Below are 19281 nucleotides of genomic sequence, written 5' to 3' on the forward strand. Positions count from 1 at the left end.
GTACCACTGTGAACCACCACCCCGACCCCATCGTGACCACGGCGCAGGGGGCGGTCCGCGGCCTGCGTCAGGGCGGCACCGCCGCCTTCCTCAACATCCCCTACGCCGCCCCGCCCCTCGGCGCCGGCCGGTTCGCGCCACCGCGGCCGCCCGAACCCTGGGACGGCGTACGGGACGCCACCGTGCCGGGGCCCACCGCACCGCAGTCCGCGCGCACGCTCGGCAGCGTGGACCTGTCCCCCTACTTCGGCACCGGCTGGAGCCGCGGGGCGGACTACCTCACCGTCAGCATCCGGACGCCCGAAGCCATGGGCCGCGGCCTGCCCGTCATGGTCTTCGTCCACGGCGGCGGATTCGTCGCCGGATCGACGCGGTCCGCGCTGTACGACGGCTCCGGCTTCGCCCGCGACGGCGTCGTCCTCGTCACCCTGAACTACCGGCTGGGCATCGCGGGGTTCCTCGACCTCCCCGGCGCGCCCGCCAACCGCGGCCTGCTCGATGTCGTCGCCGCGCTGCGCTGGGTGCGGGAGAACATCGCCGCCTTCGGCGGTGATCCGCACCAGGTCACCCTCTTCGGCCAGTCGGCCGGGGCGACCCTCGTCGGCGCAGTCCTCGCCACCCCCGAGGCAGCGGGTCTCGTCCGCCGGGCGATCGTCCAGAGCGGCAGCGGCCTGGGGGCGTTCACGGCCGAGCAGGCCGCCCGCGTCACCAGGGCAGCGGCCCGGTCCCTCGGCATCGCGCCGCAGGCCGGCGCCTTCGCGGAAATCTCCGACGAGCGCCTGGTCGAGGCCGCCTCCGGGCTCGCGGGCATCGACCTGAGGACCGCGACGCACCGCGACCCGCTGGCCGGGCTCAGCCCCTTCGGCCCGGTCCTCGACACCCAGCCCGCCGCCTCCGTCGCCGCCGGCCTCGGCGCCGGCGTCGACCTGCTCATCGGGACCAACACCGAGGAGGGAAACCTCTACCTGGTCCCCGTGGGCCGGTACGCCACCTCGACCGCCGGGGACGTCGACGCGGTGGCGGCGCGCTCGCATCCGGACCCGGCGCGGCTCGTCGCGGCGTACCGGACGGCACGCCCCGGGGCGTCCGCCGGCGCACTGCGGTCCGCCGTCCTGGGCGACGCGCTGTTCGGTGCGGGCAGCTGGGCCCTGGCGGGCGCCCATGCCGCCCACCCCGGGTCCGCCACTTTCGGCTACGAGTTCGCCTGGCGCTCCCGCGCCCTGGACGGGGCGCTCGGCGCCACCCACACGATGGAGCTCCCCTTCGTCTTCGACCTCGCGCACCTTCCCCGGTTGCGCGGGCCCCACGGCCTGCTCGGCCCCGACGAGCCCCCCGCGGATCTCGCCGCCCGGATGCACGCGGCCTGGGTCCGGTTCGCCAGGACCGGCGACCCCGGCTGGGACCCGTACGACACCGAGCGCCGGGCCACGATGCGTATCGACACCGAGTGGACCCAGGTCGACGACCCTCGCGGCCGGGAACGACGGGCCTGGAGCTGACCCGTCGCCCCCGTCCCGCCGCGCGCGCGGCACCACGGCCGGCCGGCTGACGCCGCGCCGGATTACGGGCAGATCCGCAGCAGATAGGTGTCCATGATCCAGCCGTGCCGGGCCCGAGCCTCGGCGCGCAGGGCCACGATGCGGTCGGCGACCTCGGACAGGCGGCCGGACACCAGGATCTCGTCGGGGGTGCCGAGGTAGGCGCCCCAGTAGATCCACAGCTCTTCACCGGCGAGTCGGGTGAAGCTCTGGTGGGCGTCGAGCATGACGATGACATCGCCGTCGTCGTGGGGCAGGCCCTCGGCCAGCCGCCTGCCGGGGGTGAGGTGTACGGGGCGGCCGACCTGGTTGAGGGTGATGCGGTGGCGCGCGGCGAGGGTGGAGACGCTGCTGATGCCGGGGATCACCTCGTAGTCGATGAGCACGGCGCCGCGCGCGCCGATGTCGTCGAGGATGCCGAGCGTGCTGTCGTAGAGGGCGGGGTCGCCCCACACCAGGAAGGCTCCGCACTCGCCGGGCGCCAGTTCGTCGCGGATGAGGCGCTCGCAGATGTCGGCGCGCCGGCGCCGCCAGTCGTGCACCGCCGAGGTGTAGCCCGGGTCGTCGTCCCGGGTACGGTCGCGCCACGGATCCTCGGCGCTCACGAGCCGGTAGGACCCCGGGACGTGCGTATCGAGGATGTCCCGGCGCAGGTCGGTCAGGGCGGATTTCTCCGGTCCTTTGCCCAGGACGAAGAAGACATCGGCGCGGCGCATCGCTTTCACCGCTGCGAGGGTCAGATGGTCCGGATCGCCGGCGCCCATGCCGATGACGAGGATGCGCCGTGGTGCGGAGCTCATGAGGTGACGGCCGTTCTCGGTGGTGGTCCGGGGTGTGCGGGAGTGGCGTACCACTCGGGGGGTGTGGCGTACCGCTCAGGAGAGTGGGTGCGCCGACCGTTCGGGGATGGCCGGATGCCGGCCCGTTGCCCGTGACGCCGACGTCATGGGCAACGGGCCGGCCGCGCACGCCGGTTGTCGTCGTCAGCGGTGGACGAAGCCGGGCGGGCGCTTGTCGACGAAGGCGTTCATCCCCTCCTTCTGGTCGGCGGTCGCGAACACCGCGTGGAAGAGCCGGCGTTCGAAGCGCACGCCCTCCGCCAGGGTGGTCTCGAAGGCGCGGGCCACCGCTTCCTTCGCCATCATCGCCACCGGCAGGGACATGCCCGCGACGGTCTCGGCGACCGCGAGTGCCTCGCCGAGCAGTTCCTCCGCGGGAACGACACGCGAGACCAGCCCGGCCCGCTCCGCCTCGGTGGCGTCCATGGTGCGGCCGGTCAGGCACAGCTCCATGGCCTTGGCCTTGCCGACGGCCCTGGTCAGTCGCTGGGAACCGCCGATGCCGGGGATCACCCCGAGTCTGATCTCCGGCTGGCCGAAGACCGCGGTGTCGGCGGCGAGCAGGATGTCGCAGAGCATCGCGAGTTCGCAGCCGCCGCCGAGCGCGTATCCGGAGACGGCGGCGAGGGTGGGCGTCCGCAGCGAGCCGAGCCGGTCCCAGGCGGCGAACCAGTCGCTGAGGTACATGTCCATGTACTCCTGCGGCCGCATCTCCTTGATGTCGGCCCCGGCGGCGAACGCCTTCGGCGAGCCGGTCAGCACGATGCAGCCGACGTCCGGATCGCGGTCGAGCGCCTCGGTGGCCGCCACGACCTCGTTCATGACCTGGAGGTTGAGCGCGTTGAGGGCTTCGGGACGGTTGAGGGTGAGCAGGGCGGTGCGGCCCTTGCGTTCGACGAGGATGGTCTCGTACCCGGGTTGCGTGGTCATGCCTGGTCCCCGCCCCTTTCCGAGGCGTCCCTGATCGCGCGGACGATTCCGGAGAAGTCCTCGGTGGCGCCGGAGTTCGCGGCGAAGTCGGCGTACAACTCGGCGGCCCGCAGCCCCAGTTCGGTGTGCACACCCCCGGCGCGGGCGGCGCGGGTGGCGAGACCGAGATCCTTGGCCATCAGGGGCGCCGCGAACCCGGGCCGGTAGTCGCGGTTGGCGGGACTGCCCGGGACCGGTCCGGGCACCGGGCAGTTGGACGTCAGGGCCCAGCACTGACCCGACGCGGTGGAGGCCACGTCGAAGAGGGCCTGGTGGGACAGGCCCAGGCTCTCGCCGAGCACGAACGCCTCGCTGACCGCGATCATCGAGATCCCCAGGATCATGTTGTTGCAGATCTTGGCGGCCTGCCCGGCGCCCTCGCCGCCGCAGTGCACGGCCTTCTTGCCCATCGCGGCCAGCAGCGGTTCGGCCTCGGCGAACTCGGCCGCACCGCCACCGGTCATGAAGGTGAGCGTGGCCGCCTCGGCCCCGACGACCCCGCCGGAGACGGGTGCGTCCAGTGCCCGCATCCCGGCGGCGACGGCGGAGGCGTGGGCGGCGCGTGCGTCGGCGACGTCGATGGTCGAGCAGTCGATGAACAGGGTGCCCGGCCGGGCCGCGGCGAGCAGTCCCTCGTCGGCGTACAGGCCGAGCACCTGGCGCCCCGCGGGCAGCATGGTGATCACCACATCGGCGGCCGCGGCCGTGGCGGTGGCCGATCCGGGCGCCTCCACCCCGGTGCCGACGGCGGTGGCGAGCAGTTCGGGCACGATGTCGTGGCCCAGGACGCGGTGGCCGGCCTTGACGAGGTTCGCGGCCATCGGGCCGCCCATATGACCCAGACCGATGAAACCGATGGTGCGGATGTCGCCGCTCACCAGGGCATCTCCTCTGCGGAGTCGGAGACGGCGAGCCGGAGTTCGCCGTGGATGGATGGCGCGAAGTAGCGTTCGACGTCTGCCCCGCTCACCTCGGCGAGAGTCCGCGGGGACCACCGCGGGGCGCGATCCTTGTCGATCACCTGGGCGCGGATGCCCTCGACGAGGTCCGGGGCGGACAGGGCGGCGCAGGAGATACGGAACTCCTGCGCCAGGACCCGCTCCAGCGGTCCGAGCCCGCGGGCCCGGCGGATCGCGGTGAGCGCGACCTTGACGGCGGTGGGGGATTTGGCCAGCAGGGATTCGGCCGCTTCCTTGGCCGCCGGGTCGCCGTGCGCCAGCAGACGCTCGACGATGTCCTCGACGTCGCCGGCGCCGTAGCAGGCGTCGATCCAGGGCCGCCGGCCCGCCAGTTCGCCCGCGGGTGCCTCCTCGGCGTACCGGCCGAGCACCTCCCGTACCGGTGCGTCCGCGAGGTCGTCGAGGAAGCGGGGGAGGGCCTGGGACGGGACGAAGTGGTCCGCGAGTCCGCACAGCAGGGCGTCACCGGCGCCGATCTGTGCGCCGGTCAGCGCCAGGTGCGTACCGAGTTCGCCGGGGGAGAGGCCCAGGAGATAGGTGCCGCCGACATCGGGGACGAAGCCGATGCCCGTCTCGGGCATGGCCAGGCGGGAGCGTTCGGTGACGATCCGTACGTCGCCGTGCGCCGAGACGCCGACGCCGCCGCCCATGACGATGCCGTCCAGCACGGCGACATACGGCTTCGGGTAACGGGCGATGCGCGCGTTGAGCCGGTACTCGTCCGCCCAGAACGCGGCGGAGGCGGCACCGCCCCCGCTGGTGACGTCCTCGTGGATCGAGCGGATGTCGCCGCCCGCGCAGAGTCCGCGTTCCCCGGCCCCCGTCAGCACCACGGTCTCGACGGCGGGGTCGTGCTCCCAGGCCGTGAGCGCCGCGTCGATGCGCCGCACCATGTCATGGGTGAGCGCGTTGAGTGCCCTGGGGCGATTGAGGACGAGGTGGGCGGCGCGGCCTTCGGTGCGGAGAAGGACGGAACCGTCGGTGGCACCGGTGGCGCTCACCGGAGTCCCTCCGTGAGGCCGCGGGCCACGATGAGGCGCATGATCTCGTTGGTCCCTTCCAGGATCTGGTGGACCCGCAGGTCCCGGACGATCTTCTCGATGCCGTACTCGCTCAGGTAGCCGTATCCGCCGTGCAGTTGCAGGGCGCGGTCGGCGACCGTGTAGCCGGTGTCGGTCGCGAACTGTTTGGCCATGGCGCACAGCTGCGGCGCCTGCGGATCGCCGCGGTCCAGGGCCTGGGCCGCCTGCTGCACCAGGGCGCGGGCGGCGGCCAGCTCGGTGGCCATATCGGCCAGCCGGAACTGGAGGGCCTGCGCGTCGAGGAGCGGTTTGCCGAACGCCTCGCGGTCGGCGAGGTACGCCAGGCTCTGGTTGAGGGCGGTGCGGGCGCCGCCGAGTGAGCAGGCCGCGATACCGAGGCGGCCGCCGTTCAGCCCGCTCATGGCGATGCGGAATCCGTCGCCCTCGTGGCCGAGCAGCCGATCGGCCGGTACGCGGACCGCATCGAGGACGACCTGGCGCGTGGGCTGCGCGTTCCAGCCCATCTTCTTCTCGTTCGGGCCGAAGGAGAGGCCCGGATCGTCGCGGTCGACGAGGAACGCCGAGACGCCGCGGGGGCCGTCCTCGCCGGTGCGGGCCATGACGATGTAGACCTGGGAGGCGCCCGCGCCGGAGATGAACTGTTTCACGCCGGTGAGGACGTAGTGATCGTCCTCCCGGACCGCGCGGGTGCGCAGCGCGGCGGCGTCGGAGCCGGTGCCGGGCTCGGTGAGGCAGTAGCTGCCGAGGTCCTCCATGGCACACAGCCGGGGCAGCCACCGCTCGCGCTGGGCGTCGTCGCCGTAGTGGTCGATCATCCAGGCGACCATGTTGTGGATGGACAGATAGCCGGCGATCGACGGACAGCCGGAGGCCAGGGTCTCGAAGACGAGGACGCCGTCGGCGCGGGTCAGCCCGCTGCCGCCGGATTCCTCGCGCACGTACACGCCGCCGAGCCCGAGCCCCGCGGCCTTGCGCAGCACGTCGAGGGGGAAGTGCTTGTCCTGGTCCCAGGTCACGGCGTGCGGCGCCAGGTGGTCCTGCGCGAAGTCCAGGGTGGTCTCGACGAGGGCGAGCTGGTCCTCGGTGAGCATCGTGGTGGTCATCGCGCTCACCCCATGGTGGGGAGGGTGAAGCTCGCGCCTTCCTTGGTGCCCGAGGGCCAGCGCGAGGTGACGGTCTTGGTACGGGTGTAGAAGCGGATGGCGTCGGGGCCGTGCTGGTTGAGGTCACCGAAGCCGGACCGCTTCCAGCCGCCGAAGGTGTGGTACGCGACGGGCACCGGGATCGGCACGTTCACACCGACCATGCCCGTGTTCACCCGGCGGGTGAAGTCGCGCGCGGTGTCGCCGTCCCGGGTGAAGATGGCCACGCCGTTGCCGTACGGATGCTCGCTGGGCAGCCGCAGCGCCTCCTCGTAATCCGCCGCGCGTACGACCGACACGACAGGGCCGAAGATCTCCTCCTGGTAGATCCGCATGGCCGGGGTGACCCGGTCGAAGAGGGACGCGCCGGCGAAGAATCCGCTCTCGTGCCCGGCGAGGCGGAAGTCCCGCCCGTCGACGACGAGTTCGGCACCCTCCTCGACCCCGAGATCCACATACGAACGGACCCGCTCCAGGGCGTCGCGGCTCACCAGGGGCCCGAAGTCCGCCTCGGGGTCGTCACTGCGGCCGATGCGCAGCGCGCCGATCCTCTCCTTGAGGCGCGCCACCAGGGCGTCGGCGGTGCGCTCGCCGACCGGCACGGCGACGGAGATGGCCATGCACCGCTCGCCGGCCGAGCCGTAGCCCGCGCCGATCAGCGCGTCCACCGCCTGGTCGAGGTCGGCGTCCGGCATCACGATCATGTGGTTCTTGGCGCCGCCGAAACACTGGGCGCGCTTGCCGTGCGCGGCGGCGGTGGCGTAGATGTGCGCGGCGATCGGCGTGGAGCCCACGAAGCCGAGCGCGCCGACCCGCGGGTCTTCGAGGAGGGTGTCGACCGCCTCCTTGCCACCGTTCACGACGTTCAGGACGCCCGGTGGCAGCCCCGCCTCCAGGAACAGCTCGGCGAGGCGGAGCGGCACGGACGGGTCGCGCTCGGACGGCTTGAGGAGGAAGGAGTTGCCGCAGGCGATCGCCGGTGCGGCCTTCCACAGCGGGATCATGGCCGGGAAGTTGAACGGGGTGATGCCGGCGACGACACCGATCGGGCTGCGCAGGGAGTGCACGTCGATGCCGGTCCCCGCGTTGTCGGTGAAATCTCCCTTCAGCAGGTGCGGAATGCCCGCGGCGAACTCGACGACCTCCAGGCCGCGTTGCAGGTCACCGTGGGCGTCCGCCACCGTCTTGCCGTGCTCGGCGGAGAGCAGTCGCGCCAGGGAGTCCCGCTCGGCCTCGACGAGCTGGAGGAAACGGAGCAGCACACGCGCGCGGCGCTGGGGATTCCACTCGCCCCACCCGCGCTGTGCCTCGGCGGCGTCGGCGATCGCCGCCTCGGTCTCCGCCCGGTCGGCGAGCGGGACACGGGCCTGCACTTCGCCGGTATTGGGGTCGTACACATCGCCGAACGCCCCCGACGTCCCCGGGGTGTGCTTTCCGCCGATGAAATGGGTCAACTCACGTGCGACTGCGCGGACATGTTCACGGGCCATGGGTACCTGCTCTCGTCAGGTGAGGTCCGAGGACGGCCACACGGCACGGAACGCGCGCGGCTGAGCGCGCGGACCTGCGGTGCGGGAGAACGGCATGGAGGGCGGCGAGCCGACCGGGTCAGGTGCGTACGGCAGGGTGGCCGCTCAGCAGGGGAGTCCCGGGGCTCGGCGGCCCTCAGGCGGGAGCTGTCGGTGCTCGCCGGGCCGGATCACCAGAATCGTGGATACACACCGGTGCCATGCGTGTCTGCTCCATCCTCGTGGACAACACGGAACATCCCGCGGCAGGTATCCTGACTCCCGGATCAGCACACGCTCCCCGGCCTTCCCGACGGACTTCTCCGTCAGTGGCCTGTCCAGCTCGAAGAGCGTATTCCCCGGTCACAGTGGCGGGACCGCGCCGGAATCACACCGGCTTCCCTGCACCGCGGGCCTTCGCCCCGACCATATAGTTGGACGTCCTAGTAAGTCCACCCCCGGCCTGCCGCCCCTGATGGTGCACCGCCAACTGACCTCGCGGTATGGGGTTCGGGGGCGGAGACCTGACCGAGCCGGCGGCCCGCGTCCGGCGCACGCACCCCGTTCCCCGCCAGGCCCGGTCGCCGCCCGAGCGGCTCAGCTGTCCGCGATCACCGGATAGGGCACATGCGTACGCCGGTCCGGGTCGACGGCCAGCCGTCCGCCGGCCGGGGGCCGGGCCCGCTGGGCGCAGTCCCGGCGTTCACAGATGCGGCAGCCCAGCCCGATCGGCGTCGCGGAGCCCGGATCGTCCAGGGCGATGCCCGCCGCGTACACCAGGCGCTGGGCGTGCCGGAGTTCGCAGCCCAGCGCGACGGCGAACTCGGCGCGCGGCGCCCGGTGTCCGAAGCCGCCCCGGGTGACGGTGCGGGCCACCCAGAAGTACCGCTTGCCGTCGGGCATTTCGGCGACCTGCGTGAGGATGCGGCCGGGGGCCGAGAACGCCTCGTACACCGTCCAGAGCGGACAGGTGCCGCCGAGCCGGGAGAAGTGGAAGTCGGTGGCGGACTGCCGCTTGGAGATGTTGCCGGCCCGGTCGGCGCGCAGGAAGGAGAAGGGCACGCCGCGGTGGCCGGTGCGCTGGAGGGTGGAGAGCCGGTGGCACACGGTCTCGAAGCCGACACCGAAACGGGCCTGGAGCAGTTCGATGTCGTAACGCAGTTCCTCGGCGGCCCGGTGGAAGGCGGTGTACGGCATGAGCAGGGCGCCGGCGAAGTAGTTGGCCAGCCCGATCCGGGCCAGCCCCGCCGACCGGGACGAGCCGAGTGCGCTGCCCGCCACCAGGGCGTCCAGCAGCGCGGCATGTTCCAGGAGGGCGAGCTGGGTGGCGAGCTGGAAGGCGCGCTGCCCCTCGCTGAGCCACGGTGACAGCAGGAGCAGCCCGCTGCCGGCGTCGAAGTGCCGGGCGTCGGCCGACCGTTCGGGATCGGCCTGGACCACCTTGACGCGATACCGGACGGCGAGCAGGTCCACGAGCGCGTCGGCCGCCCGCCCCGCCGGACCGAGACCCAGGCTCGCGGCGGTCCGCTCGGCCGCGGCGTCCAGATCACCGAAGTGGTTGTGGTGGGCGTAGAAGAAATCCCGTACCTCGTCGTGGGGCTCGATGGGCAGCAGGGCCGCGGTGTCCTCCGGAGCGGCGAGCGCGACGACCCGTTCGGCGGCGTCCCGGTAGCGCTGATGCAGCGCGACGAGTGCGCGGGCGACCTCGGGATGGTCGCGCGCGACATCGGCGGCCTCCTCCTGCGGCACCGGGGCGCCGCACGCCTCGTCCCCCAGGGCCGCCCGCAGCGCGGTGGCGAGCCGCTCCTCGTCGGCCTCGGAGAAGAACTCCGGATCGACGCCGAACACCTCGGCGATCCGCAGCAGCACCGGAGCGGTGAGGGGGCGCTGACTGTGCTCCATCTGGTTCAGATAGCTGGTGGACAGCCCCAGGGCGCGGGCCAGCTCCACCTGGTTCATGCCCCGCTCACGGCGCAGTCTGCGCAGTTTGGCGTGGGCGTAGATCTTCCGTCCTGCGGGCCGTCCCATCGCGGTGACCAGGTCCTCTCCTGCGCTCCGTGCTGCGAAGGCAGCATCCGCACCTTTTGCAGGATTCGCAGATTCGCAGCTCATGGACGGCAGGATTCCGCACTGTGGAGCTGTCGCGCCGCGGTGGCGCGAGGGGAAGACTGAATCCGGTACACCGAACCACCGCACGCCGCGAGGAGCCCCGTGATCGATCACCAGGTACGCGTCCACCCCAGTGCCGACCGGCTGCCCCGCGAGGAGCAGCTCGCCTGGAAACTGGCGGCCGTGGCCACCGGCACCCAGGACGCCCCCGACCTCGACCCCGAAGCCGCGGCGATGGCGGTCAACCGGGTCATCGACAACGCCTCGGTCGCCCTCGCCTCCCTGCGCCGCCGCCCCGTCGCGGTCGCCCGCGCCCAGGCGCTCACCCACCGGGCCGCCCCCGGTGCCTCGCTCTTCGGCACCGCCGCGGATACCCGGGTGTCACCGGAGTGGGCGGCCTGGGCCAACGGCACGGCCGTGCGCGAGCTGGACTTCCACGACACGTTCCTGGCCGCCGACTACTCCCATCCCGGCGACAACATCCCGCCGCTGCTCGCCGTCGCCCAGCACACCGGACGCGGCGGCGCGGATCTGCTGCGGGCCGTCGTCGCCGCGTACGAGATCCACGTCGCGCTGGTCAAGGGCATCTGCCTGCACCGGCACCGCATCGACCACGTCGCCCACCTCAGCGCGGCGACCGCCTGCGGCATCGGCGCCCTGTTGCGGCTGGACACCGCGACCACCTGTCAGGCCGTCCAGCAGGCGGTGCACACCACCACCGCGACCCGGCAGTCCCGCAAGGGCGAGATCTCCAGCTGGAAGGCGTACGCCCCAGCCTTCGCCGGCAAGGCCGCCATCGAGGCGGTCGACCGGGCCATGCGCGGCGAAGGCTCCCCCTCACCGATCTACGAGGGCGAGGACGGATTCCTCGCCTGGATGCTGGACGGCCCCGACAGCGCGTACACGGTCTCCCTGCCGGAGCCCGGCGAAGCGCGCCGGGGCATCCTCGACACCTACACCAAGGAACACTCCGCCGAGTACCAGGCGCAGGCCGTCATCGACCTCGCCCGGCGGCTCCGGGAGCGGACCGGACCCCTGGAGAACGTCCGCGAGATCGTCCTGCACACCAGCCACCACACCCACCACGTCATCGGTTCCGGCTCCGGCGACCCGCAGAAATACGACCCCACGGCCAGTCGCGAGACCCTCGACCACTCGGTGCCGTACATCTTCGCCGTCGCCCTGGAGGACGGCGGCTGGCACCACGAGCGTTCCTACGCCCCCGAACGGGCGCAGCGGCCCTCGACCGTCGCCCTGTGGCAGAAGATCTCCACCGTCGAGGACCCCGAGTGGACCCGCCGCTACCACGACCCCGACCCGGCACACCGGGCGTTCGGCGGACGCGCGGTGGTCACGCTCGCGGACGGCACCGTCATCGAGGACGAACTCGCGGTCGCCGACGCACACCCCGCCGGGGCCCGCCCCTTCGACCGGACCGGATACACGGCCAAGTTCCGCGCGCTGACGGAGGGGATCGTGGCCGCCGCCGGCCAGGAGAGGTTCCTGGCCGCCGCCGGGCACCTCGCCGAACTGGACAGCGACGGCCTCGACGCGCTGTTCCCCGCCGTCGACACGGACGCGGTCGCCGCATACGACGCACAGCTCCCGAAGGGCCTGTTCTGATGCTGCACACCCGCACCACCCCCGCGTCCCGCCGCCGCGCCCTCCGCGAACACCTCGCCTCCGGCCGTCTGCTGAGGATGCCGGGCGCCATCAACCCGTACTCGGCGCGGCTCGTCCAGGAGGCCGGATTCGACGCCGTCTATCTCTCCGGAGCCGTGCTCGCCGCCGACCTCGCACTGCCCGACATCGGCCTGACCACCTCCACCGAGACCGCCGCCCGCGCACAGCAGATCACCCGGGTCACCGACCTGCCCGCGCTCATCGACGCCGACACCGGCTTCGGCGAACCCATGAACGCCGCCCGCACCGTGCAGCTCATGGAGGACGCCGGACTCGCCGGCCTGCATCTGGAGGACCAGGTCAACCCCAAGCGCTGCGGTCACCTCGACGGCAAGGGCGTCGTGCCCCGCGAGGAGATGGCCCGCCGCGTGCGGGCCGCCGCCGACGCCCGCCGCGACCCCGACTTCCTCCTCATGGCCCGCACCGATGCCCGCACCGTGGAAGGACTCGCCGCCGCGATCGACCGGGCCAAGGCGTACGTGGACGCGGGTGCCGAGGCGATCTTCCCCGAAGCGCTCGCGGACGAGGCCGAGTTCGAGGCGTTCCGCGCGGCCGTCGACGTCCCGCTGCTGGCCAATATGACCGAGTTCGGCAAGAGCAGGCTCCTCGACGCGCGCACCCTGGAGAACCTCGGCTACAACATCGCGCTCTACCCCGTCACCCTCTTCCGCCTCGCGATGGGCGCGATCGAGGACGGACTGCGCACCCTCGCCGCCGAGGGCACCCAGGAATCCCTCCTGCCCCGGATACAGACCCGGTCCCGGCTCTACGAGGTGCTCGGCTACGAGGAGTACGCCACCTTCGACTCCGCCGTCTTCGACTTCACACTCCCGCCCGGCACCTGACCCGCACCGGAGGCCACGCCATGACCACCACCACACCCGAGATCCACCGCGGCCTCGCCGGCGTCGTCGTCGACACCACCGCGATCTCCACCGTGATCCCGGAGACCAACTCCCTCACCTACCGCGGCTACCCCGTCCAGGACCTGGCCGCCCACCGCTCCTTTGAGGAAGTCGCCCACCTGCTGTGGTACGGCGAACTCCCCGACGCTGCCCAGCTACGCGATTTCCGGGCCCGGGAAAGCGCCCTCCGCCCCCTGGACCGCACCACCTCCGAACTGCTCGCCAGACTGCCCGAGACGTGCCATCCGATGGACGTGCTGCGCACCGCGGTCAGCTTCTTCGGCGCCGAGGACCCCACCGAGGACGACGGCAGCCTCGCCGCCCACCACGCCAAGTCCCTGACCCTGCTGGCGAAACTGCCCACCGTGGTCGCCGCCGACCAGCGCCGCCGCCGGGGCCTGGACCCGATCCCGCCGCACCCCGAACTCGGCTACGCCCAGAACTTCTTCCAGATGTGCTTCGGCAGCGTGCCCGCTCCCGAGGTGGTCCGCTGCTTCGAGATCTCGCTCATCCTGTACGCCGAACACAGCTTCAACGCCTCGACGTTCACGGCCAGGGTCGTCACCTCCACCCTCTCCGACCTCTACAGCGCGGTCACCGCCGCCATCGGGGCCCTCAAGGGCCCGCTGCACGGCGGGGCCAACGAGGCCGTGATGCACATGCTGGAGGAGATCGACGACCCGCAACGCGCCGCGGAATGGCTCGACGAGGCCCTGGCCGCCAAGCGCAAGATCATGGGCTTCGGCCACCGCGTCTACCAGCACGGCGACTCCCGCGTCCCCATCATGCAGGCCGCCCTGGACCGCCTGGTGACCCGCGCCGCCGACCCCGGGACGACCCGCCTGGCCGCGCTCCACGCGGCCCTGCGCGACGCCGTGCTCACCCGCAAGGACATCCACCCCAACCTCGACTACCCCGCCGGCCTCGCCTACCACCTGATGGGCTTCGACACCCCCACCTTCACCCCGATCTTCGTGATGAGCCGCATCACCGGCTGGACCGCCCACATCACCGAACAGCTCGCCCACAACGCCCTGATCCGCCCCCTGGCCTCGTACGCGGGACCGGGACAGCGGGCGGTGCCGGCGACGGGCGGGTAGTGCGCCGGGGCGGGAGATGAGGTGCAGACAGCTGTCAGGCGGGCGGCCTCCACCCCTACTTGCCGCACACGCCTTCTCCGAACTGGGTAGATTGAATCGTTCCTGGGTTCGACCGGGGCATCACGAGAGGAGAGGCGATCATGGGGGAACTGGACGGCAGGACCGCACTGGTGACGGGCGGCTCGCGCGGGATCGGGCGCGCGGTCGCCCTGCGGCTCGCCGCCGACGGTGCGCTGGTCGCGGTCCACTACGGCGGCGACGACGCGGCCGCCGCGGAGACCGTGGGGCGGATCACTGAGGCCGGCGGCCGGGCGTTCGCGGTGCAGTCCCGGTTCGGCGAGAGCGGTGCGGTGGACCGGTTGTTCGAGGGGCTCACCGCCGGGCTGGCGGACCACGGCGCGGACGGCCTGGACATCCTGGTGAACAACGCGGGCATCCACTCGGTCAGTTCGATCGGGCAGCTCACCGAGGAGGAGTTCGAGCGGCTGGTGGCGGTCAACGTGAGCACGCCGATCTTCGTGGTCCAGCGGGCGCTGCCGCTGCTGCGGGACGGCGGACGGATCGTCAACATGGGCTCGGCGGCCATCCGGATCGCGGCCCCCGGCCAGATCGGCTACACCGTCACCAAGGCGGCGCTGGCGGCCCTCGGCCCCTCGCTCGCCAACGAGCTGGGCCGGCGTGGCATCACCGTGAACACGGTCACCCCCGGGGTGGTGCGGACCGACATGACCGCCGGCTTCACCACGGTTCCCGAGGCGTCGGCCGAACTTGAGTCGATCACCGCGCTCGGGCGGATCGGTGAACCGGAGGACGTCGCGGACGTGGTGGGCTTCCTGGCGGGTCCGCAGGGGCGCTGGGTGACCGGCCAGACCATCGACGTCTCCGGCGGTACCTACCTCGGACCGATCGCGGCCGAGTGATCCACCCGGGGTGCGTACCGGGGGCGTTGACGTCGGCCTGTCGTGGCGCGGAGGTGGACTACGGCGAGGTGGCTCCCGGGGTTCTGCCGTAGCGGGTGGCGATGTCTCGTCGGCCACCCCGACTGCCCTTGCTTCCCGTGGTTGGCGGCCTGGTCCTTCCTCCTGGTCCTTCCTCTCCGGGATGACCGCTTGCTTCGATACGGCGTTCGCACAGGTGGGCGCCGTGAGCGCGGGAGGCGTGGCGGGCGCGGGAGGGGTGTGCCTGTCGTCGGCGACTGCGTCGGGCCGGGTACGGGTACGGCCGACCGGGGGCCGGACCCGTACCTTCCCGACGGGGGTGAACCGGGGGGTGCCGGCGGCCTGTCCGGCAGTCAGGGCAAGCTGCGCCGGGCGGCAGCGCTTCCTCCGGAGCGGCCATGACTCCCTCGTCGGACGGACCGCCAGGCACCGAACCGCTCGGGCATCTCCCGCCCCCGACGGCCCTGCCCGGAACCGCCGGACCACCCCCTGGAACTGCACAAGCAGCCGCCCAGGGTACGGGCCGAGCCCGCCGACCGGCAGGGAGGACCGGACCGAACTCCAGCCGCTGATCGGTCAGTTGCGCATGCGTGACGCGAACGTCTCTGCCGGACCGCCAGCCCCACGGAACCGCATCCCGACTCCGGCCAAAGCCAAGAGCGCGCCCCGTACGGCCGGCCCGGCGAACCGCCCGAGTGGGGCCCGGGCATGCGCGTGCGCCGGCAGTCAGACGTCGAATTGGCGGCGGGCGGTCTCGATGTGGCCGAGGTACCGGTGGGTCCAGTCGCACATTCCGTCAACTGTCGCGCGCAGGGCTCGACCCGGCTCCGTGAGGGTGTACTCGACCCGCGGCGGCACGGTGGGGTGCACGCATCGCTCGACCAGGCCGTTGCGCTCCAGCATGCGCAGGTTCTGGGTGAGCATCTTGTGGCTGATGCCCTCGATCTCGTTGCGCAGCTCGGTGAAGCGCAAGGTGCGTTCACCCACGGTTTCGGTGATCAGGAGCGCCCACTTGTTGGCGATGTCCGAGAAGATCTCCCGCGCCAACGAGTCCGCGCGTGTCAGGTCTGCTTCGTCCTTGGACGAGCCCTTGAACTGCTTGGTCACCATGAGGTTCCCCCGTCACCGAAAAGTGCGTTCTTCCATGTCAGCGGCCACTCTCCTACGGTTCCTGAGTAGCCACAAGAGACCACAGGGGTCTCTCACGACAAGGAGGCAGGCAGCCATGGCCATCACCCTGGTGAACCCCGGCGGATTGCCCGAGACCGACGTCTACCGGCAGGTGTCGATCGCATCCGGTTCGAAACTGGTCTTCGTCGCCGGGCAGGTCGCCTGGGACGCGGCGGGGGCCACGATCGGCGAAGGCGACCTCGCCGCGCAGGTCGAGCAGTGCTACCTCAACATCGGCACCGCCCTGGCCGAGGCCGGTGGTTCCTTCGACGACGTGGCGAAACTGACCGTCTACGTCGTCGACTGGACCCCCGACAAGATGCCCCGGCTCCTGGAGGGGATCTCCCGGGCGGCCGCGAAACTGGGGGTCGCCCCGGTCCCGCCGGCCACGCTGCTGGGCGTAGCGGCACTGGACATACCCGACCATCTGGTCGAGATCGAAGCTACCGCGGTCCTCGACTGAACGGATGCTCTGTGCCTGCTGGGCGCCGAAGTGGCCGACCGGCGGGCTCAGTTGCACCCGGACAGGGTGCGGCCCTGGGGAATCCGCACGTCCTGGAAGCCAAGGCTAGGCAGCGCCACTCTCCTTGTTATAGCTTCTAACCATCGCAAGTGGCAGTAATGCGATGGTCGCCGGTCCACGTACGGAATGAGGAGAACCATGCCCGACGCGCCGAACCAGCAAGCCCGCCCCGCCCCCTCGCGGACCGCCCACCGCGTGTGTGCCAACCTGCTGGCGATCCCGCTGGCCGCCGCCGGCATACTCGGCGCCGCCGCGGTGCCCAGTCAGGCCGCGGTGCCCGGTCAGGCCGCCGCGCCCAGCCAGGCAGGCAAGGCCGACCACGCCGACCGCGTGGGTGCTTCGTTGACCTGCCGGGGGAAAGGCGTCGACTCCGCTGCCAAGATCCGATACCGGACCTCGACCGTCATCCACGCGCCGCTGCGCACCATCTGGAATCTACAGACCGATGTGGAGAACTGGCCCTCGTGGCAGGCGCCCGTCACCAGCATGAAGCGACTGGACCCGGGCCCGCTGCGGAAGGGCTCGCGGTTCCGGTGGACCACCCCGGCGCCCGCCACTTCCACGACGCCCGCCACCACCCTGACCATCACCTCGACCGTCCGGCAGCTCAAGCACGGCCAGTGCATCCGCTGGACCGGGCCCGCGACAGGCAAGGGGCTGCGCATCGACAGGGGCGTCCACGTCTGGAACTTCACCAAGGTCCCGGGCGGTGTCCTCGTACAGACGGAAGAGACCTGGGCCGGTGACCAGGTAGAAGCGGATGTGCCCACCTCCGTCAAGTACCTCGGCGGAGGGCTTGAGGAGTGGCTGAAGGAGTTGAAGGCCACGGCCGAGGCCCGTTCCTGGCCGGCGCTCGGAGAAGGGGCTTGATGCTGGTGAGCTCGCGCAGTCAACCGTCGCCAGTTCTCGGGTGAAACGGGGAGGGTGGTGACGGTGTGTGCTCCCCCAGGGCGTTACGGCGGCGGGGGCCTGTCCCGAGCCCGTTACGGCTGGTGCCGCCGAGCCCTGCTTGGCGGCTTGGCCGCTCCCGGTCTTCAGCGGGCATCCCCGGCGTGAAGGACCGCTCGTTCGACGCGCCGTCTCGCTTGTCCATGGTTGTGGTCCGTTGGCCGTCTCCCGGCCCAGTGGCCGGGCGATCGCTGTACCAATGGCACAGCAATCTCGGTATCTGTTGAGCCAGTGGGCGTCAGGATGGTGTGATGGTCCCGTCGATGGCGCTGCGGATCCCGCGGCGCCTTTTTCGTGCCGGAGGCAGGGAGCGGGAAGTAGTGCTGAAGAGGATGTTCGTGGCTCCGGACCCGGGACGGCTGCGGCTGCGCGCCGCGTGCCGGGGCGTCGCCGGCATCGGGTCGGCCGTGATCGTCTCGGGTCTGGCAGGTCACTCGCTCGTCGCGGCCATCGCCGGCGGCCTCGCCGCGCTGCTCGCGCTCTTCACGGTCACCGACGCCACGGTCCGCGGCCAGGCGGTGACCACGGCCTTGCTGCCGGTCGTGGGCTTGCCGGTGCTCGTACTGGCGACGGTGCTGCACGACATCCCGCCGGCGCGCGATGCCGCGTTCCTCGCCGTCGTGGGCGCGGGGGTCTACGCACGCCGCTGGGGACCGCGCGGGCATGCCCTGGGTGTCTTCGCGTTCATGACCTTCTTCATGGCGCAGTTCCTGCACGCGGTACCGGCCCGGCTGCCCGAGCTGTCCGCGGCCATCGCCCTCTCCCTGATCGTCTCCTCGGCCGTCCGGTTCGGCGCCTGGTGTTACGAACGCCGTATGCCGCCGCCCGCCGCTCCCGCGCCGCAGGCCGGCCGCGGTCTGGCCCGTACGACCACGCGCCAGGCGATGCAGGCGACCGTGGCCTGCGCCGTCGCGCTCGGCGTCGGTCACGCCCTGTCGGCGGACCGCTGGTACTGGGCCGTGGGCACCGTCTGGTGGATCTTCGTGAACACCGCATCGCGTGGCGAGACCCTGGTCCGCGGCTTCCGCCGGGTCCTCGGCACGGTCGCCGGCATCGCCGCCGGACTGCTCACCGCCGTACCGCTGCACAGCGCACCGGCCCCGACCGCTGTCCTCGTCGCCGTCTGCGTCTTCGGGATCTTCTACACGGCCGCGGTCTCGTACACCTGGATGGTCTTCTTCGTCACCGTCATGGCCGGCCTGCTCTACGGCCTGCTCGGCGCGCTGCACCCCGGGCTCCTCACGCTCCGCCTCGAACAGACCGCCGTCGGCGCGCTCGCCGCCGCGCTCGCCGTCGCCGTCGTCGTGCCCGTCACCACCCACGCCGCGACCGACGGGTGGATCCAGCGCGCCGTGCGCTGCGTACGGGACTGCACCGCCGTCTCCGCCCGCCGACTCGCCGGTGACGCGGGTGCCGACCCGTCCTCACACGTCGCCGAACTCGAACTCCTCCTGGCCAGGGTCCGGCTCTCGCTCGCGCCCCTGCTGCACCCGCTCAACCCGCTGCGGCACCGCACGGCACGCGCCCGCCAGGTCCTGGCCTGTCTGGACGACTGTGCCGCGCAGGTCAGGGGACTGGCCGAGGTCGCCGCCGATCCGGCCGCCTCGCACGACGCCCGGCTGACGGCCGCCTGCCAACGCGTCGAGGCCGTCGTCGGGAGCCTGTTCGCACCCGGCGCGGAACCCGGTGCCGCCCCGCCCGCCTCCTTGAGCGCGGCCCCGCACCACCACCCCGGTGCCGAACGCGCCCTGGCCCACCTCCACGGCCTGGAATCCGCCCTCACCGCCCTCGCCCAGCCCGTCCGCAGCTCACCGCGCGCCCCGTTCGCGGCGTCCTGAGGCAGGTCCGGGGAGCGCGTGCGGCAGGATTCAGCCACCCCCCGAAGCGGTCTTGACCCCAGCTGTTAG

General features: G+C 72.1%; 16 protein-coding genes and 1 riboswitch. Of the genes, 8 read left to right on the plus strand and 8 right to left on the minus strand.

The genetic code is table 11. From position 1 onward, the window contains the following. Positions 1–8 precede the first annotated feature (8 nt). On the plus strand, positions 9–1499 hold the full coding sequence (locus ACLJWH_RS00805) for a carboxylesterase/lipase family protein (RefSeq protein WP_411139547.1): 1491 nt from the start codon (positions 9–11) through the stop codon (positions 1497–1499). A 62-nt stretch (positions 1500–1561) separates the two neighbouring features. On the opposite strand, the gene cobF is transcribed toward ACLJWH_RS00805, so the two are convergent. The 7 genes from cobF to ACLJWH_RS00840 form a co-directional block, all read right to left on the minus strand. Then, complete coding sequence (gene cobF / locus ACLJWH_RS00810) at positions 1562–2338, minus strand: precorrin-6A synthase (deacetylating) (RefSeq protein ID WP_411139548.1); 777 nt, start codon at positions 2336–2338, stop codon at positions 1562–1564. Between the two features lie 183 nt (positions 2339–2521). After that, a complete protein-coding gene (locus ACLJWH_RS00815; RefSeq protein ID WP_411139549.1) occupies positions 2522–3307 on the minus strand; it encodes an enoyl-CoA hydratase in 786 nt (261 codons plus the stop codon). Next, positions 3304–4224 carry a 3-hydroxyisobutyrate dehydrogenase gene (gene mmsB, locus ACLJWH_RS00820; RefSeq protein WP_411139550.1) on the minus strand — a complete coding sequence of 307 codons (921 nt, stop codon included), beginning with the start codon at positions 4222–4224 and terminating at the stop codon, positions 3304–3306. The genes ACLJWH_RS00815 and mmsB overlap by 4 nt, the downstream gene beginning before the upstream one ends. Further along, positions 4221–5306 carry an enoyl-CoA hydratase/isomerase family protein gene (locus tag ACLJWH_RS00825; RefSeq protein WP_411139551.1) on the minus strand — a complete coding sequence of 362 codons (1086 nt, stop codon included), beginning with the start codon at positions 5304–5306 and terminating at the stop codon, positions 4221–4223. Before ACLJWH_RS00825 ends, mmsB begins: the two co-directional genes overlap by 4 nt. Then, entirely contained in the window at positions 5303–6451 is a 1149-nt protein-coding gene (locus ACLJWH_RS00830; RefSeq protein ID WP_411139552.1) for an acyl-CoA dehydrogenase family protein, read from the minus strand. Before ACLJWH_RS00830 ends, ACLJWH_RS00825 begins: the two co-directional genes overlap by 4 nt. A 5-nt stretch (positions 6452–6456) precedes the next feature. Further along, a complete protein-coding gene (locus tag ACLJWH_RS00835; RefSeq protein WP_411139553.1) occupies positions 6457–7980 on the minus strand; it encodes a CoA-acylating methylmalonate-semialdehyde dehydrogenase in 1524 nt (507 codons plus the stop codon). A gap of 265 nt (positions 7981–8245) precedes the next feature. Further along, positions 8246–8444: riboswitch (cobalamin riboswitch) on the minus strand. A 151-nt stretch (positions 8445–8595) separates the two neighbouring features. Continuing rightward, positions 8596–10026 (minus strand): short-chain fatty acyl-CoA regulator family protein, encoded by a 1431-nt coding sequence (locus ACLJWH_RS00840; RefSeq protein WP_411139554.1) that lies wholly within the window; start codon positions 10024–10026, stop codon positions 8596–8598. 183 nt (positions 10027–10209) lie between these two features. Between ACLJWH_RS00840 and ACLJWH_RS00845 the strand changes: the two genes are divergently transcribed. The 4 genes from ACLJWH_RS00845 to ACLJWH_RS00860 all read left to right on the plus strand — a co-directional run bounded on the left by ACLJWH_RS00845 (position 10210) and on the right by ACLJWH_RS00860 (position 14715). After that, on the plus strand, positions 10210–11730 hold the full coding sequence (locus ACLJWH_RS00845; protein ID WP_411139555.1) for an MmgE/PrpD family protein: 1521 nt from the start codon (positions 10210–10212) through the stop codon (positions 11728–11730). Beyond that, positions 11730–12635, plus strand: a complete 906-nt coding sequence (gene prpB / locus ACLJWH_RS00850) for a methylisocitrate lyase (protein WP_411139556.1) — start codon at positions 11730–11732, stop codon at positions 12633–12635. Before ACLJWH_RS00845 ends, prpB begins: the two co-directional genes overlap by 1 nt. Before the next feature lie 20 nt (positions 12636–12655). Further along, positions 12656–13795 (plus strand): bifunctional 2-methylcitrate synthase/citrate synthase, encoded by a 1140-nt coding sequence (locus ACLJWH_RS00855; protein WP_411139557.1) that lies wholly within the window; start codon positions 12656–12658, stop codon positions 13793–13795. 140 nt (positions 13796–13935) lie between these two features. Beyond that, entirely contained in the window at positions 13936–14715 is a 780-nt protein-coding gene (locus ACLJWH_RS00860) for an SDR family oxidoreductase (protein ID WP_411139558.1), read from the plus strand. Positions 14716–15459: 744 nt separating this feature from the next. Here the strand turns inward: ACLJWH_RS00860 and ACLJWH_RS00865 are convergent. Continuing rightward, positions 15460–15843: a winged helix-turn-helix transcriptional regulator gene (locus tag ACLJWH_RS00865; protein WP_411139559.1), complete on the minus strand. Its 384-nt coding sequence runs from the start codon at positions 15841–15843 to the stop codon at positions 15460–15462. A 115-nt stretch (positions 15844–15958) separates the two neighbouring features. On the opposite strand from ACLJWH_RS00865, the gene ACLJWH_RS00870 reads away from it, so the two are divergent. The 3 genes from ACLJWH_RS00870 to ACLJWH_RS00880 all read left to right on the plus strand — a co-directional run bounded on the left by ACLJWH_RS00870 (position 15959) and on the right by ACLJWH_RS00880 (position 19212). Continuing rightward, on the plus strand, positions 15959–16366 hold the full coding sequence (locus ACLJWH_RS00870; RefSeq protein ID WP_411139560.1) for a RidA family protein: 408 nt from the start codon (positions 15959–15961) through the stop codon (positions 16364–16366). A 198-nt stretch (positions 16367–16564) separates the two neighbouring features. Next, entirely contained in the window at positions 16565–17296 is a 732-nt protein-coding gene (locus tag ACLJWH_RS00875) for an SRPBCC family protein (protein WP_411139561.1), read from the plus strand. A gap of 410 nt (positions 17297–17706) precedes the next feature. Further along, positions 17707–19212 carry an FUSC family protein gene (locus ACLJWH_RS00880; protein ID WP_411139897.1) on the plus strand — a complete coding sequence of 502 codons (1506 nt, stop codon included), beginning with the start codon at positions 17707–17709 and terminating at the stop codon, positions 19210–19212. Positions 19213–19281: the final 69 nt, after the last annotated feature.

The sequence above is a fragment of the Streptomyces sp. x-80 genome (assembly GCF_046549095.1).
In the GTDB taxonomy this organism is placed as follows: Bacteria; Actinomycetota; Actinomycetes; order Streptomycetales; family Streptomycetaceae; genus Streptomyces; species Streptomyces celluloflavus.

What these genes read in the sequence shown, in the direction of transcription:
- ACLJWH_RS00835 (WP_411139553.1), bottom strand. Translation starts at nt 7,980, where the DNA reads ATGGCCCGTGAACATGTCCGCGCAGTCGCACGTGAGTTGACCCATTTC.
- ACLJWH_RS00880 (WP_411139897.1), top strand. Translation starts at nt 17,707, where the DNA reads ATGTTCGTGGCTCCGGACCCGGGACGGCTGCGGCTGCGCGCCGCGTGC.
- cobF (WP_411139548.1), bottom strand. Translation starts at nt 2,338, where the DNA reads ATGAGCTCCGCACCACGGCGCATCCTCGTCATCGGCATGGGCGCCGGC.
- ACLJWH_RS00830 (WP_411139552.1), bottom strand. Translation starts at nt 6,451, where the DNA reads ATGACCACCACGATGCTCACCGAGGACCAGCTCGCCCTCGTCGAGACC.
- ACLJWH_RS00865 (WP_411139559.1), bottom strand. Translation starts at nt 15,843, where the DNA reads ATGGTGACCAAGCAGTTCAAGGGCTCGTCCAAGGACGAAGCAGACCTG.
- ACLJWH_RS00870 (WP_411139560.1), top strand. Translation starts at nt 15,959, where the DNA reads ATGGCCATCACCCTGGTGAACCCCGGCGGATTGCCCGAGACCGACGTC.
- ACLJWH_RS00840 (WP_411139554.1), bottom strand. Translation starts at nt 10,026, where the DNA reads ATGGGACGGCCCGCAGGACGGAAGATCTACGCCCACGCCAAACTGCGC.
- ACLJWH_RS00855 (WP_411139557.1), top strand. Translation starts at nt 12,656, where the DNA reads ATGACCACCACCACACCCGAGATCCACCGCGGCCTCGCCGGCGTCGTC.
- ACLJWH_RS00875 (WP_411139561.1), top strand. Translation starts at nt 16,565, where the DNA reads ATGCCCGACGCGCCGAACCAGCAAGCCCGCCCCGCCCCCTCGCGGACC.
- prpB (WP_411139556.1), top strand. Translation starts at nt 11,730, where the DNA reads ATGCTGCACACCCGCACCACCCCCGCGTCCCGCCGCCGCGCCCTCCGC.
- ACLJWH_RS00815 (WP_411139549.1), bottom strand. Translation starts at nt 3,307, where the DNA reads ATGACCACGCAACCCGGGTACGAGACCATCCTCGTCGAACGCAAGGGC.
- ACLJWH_RS00860 (WP_411139558.1), top strand. Translation starts at nt 13,936, where the DNA reads ATGGGGGAACTGGACGGCAGGACCGCACTGGTGACGGGCGGCTCGCGC.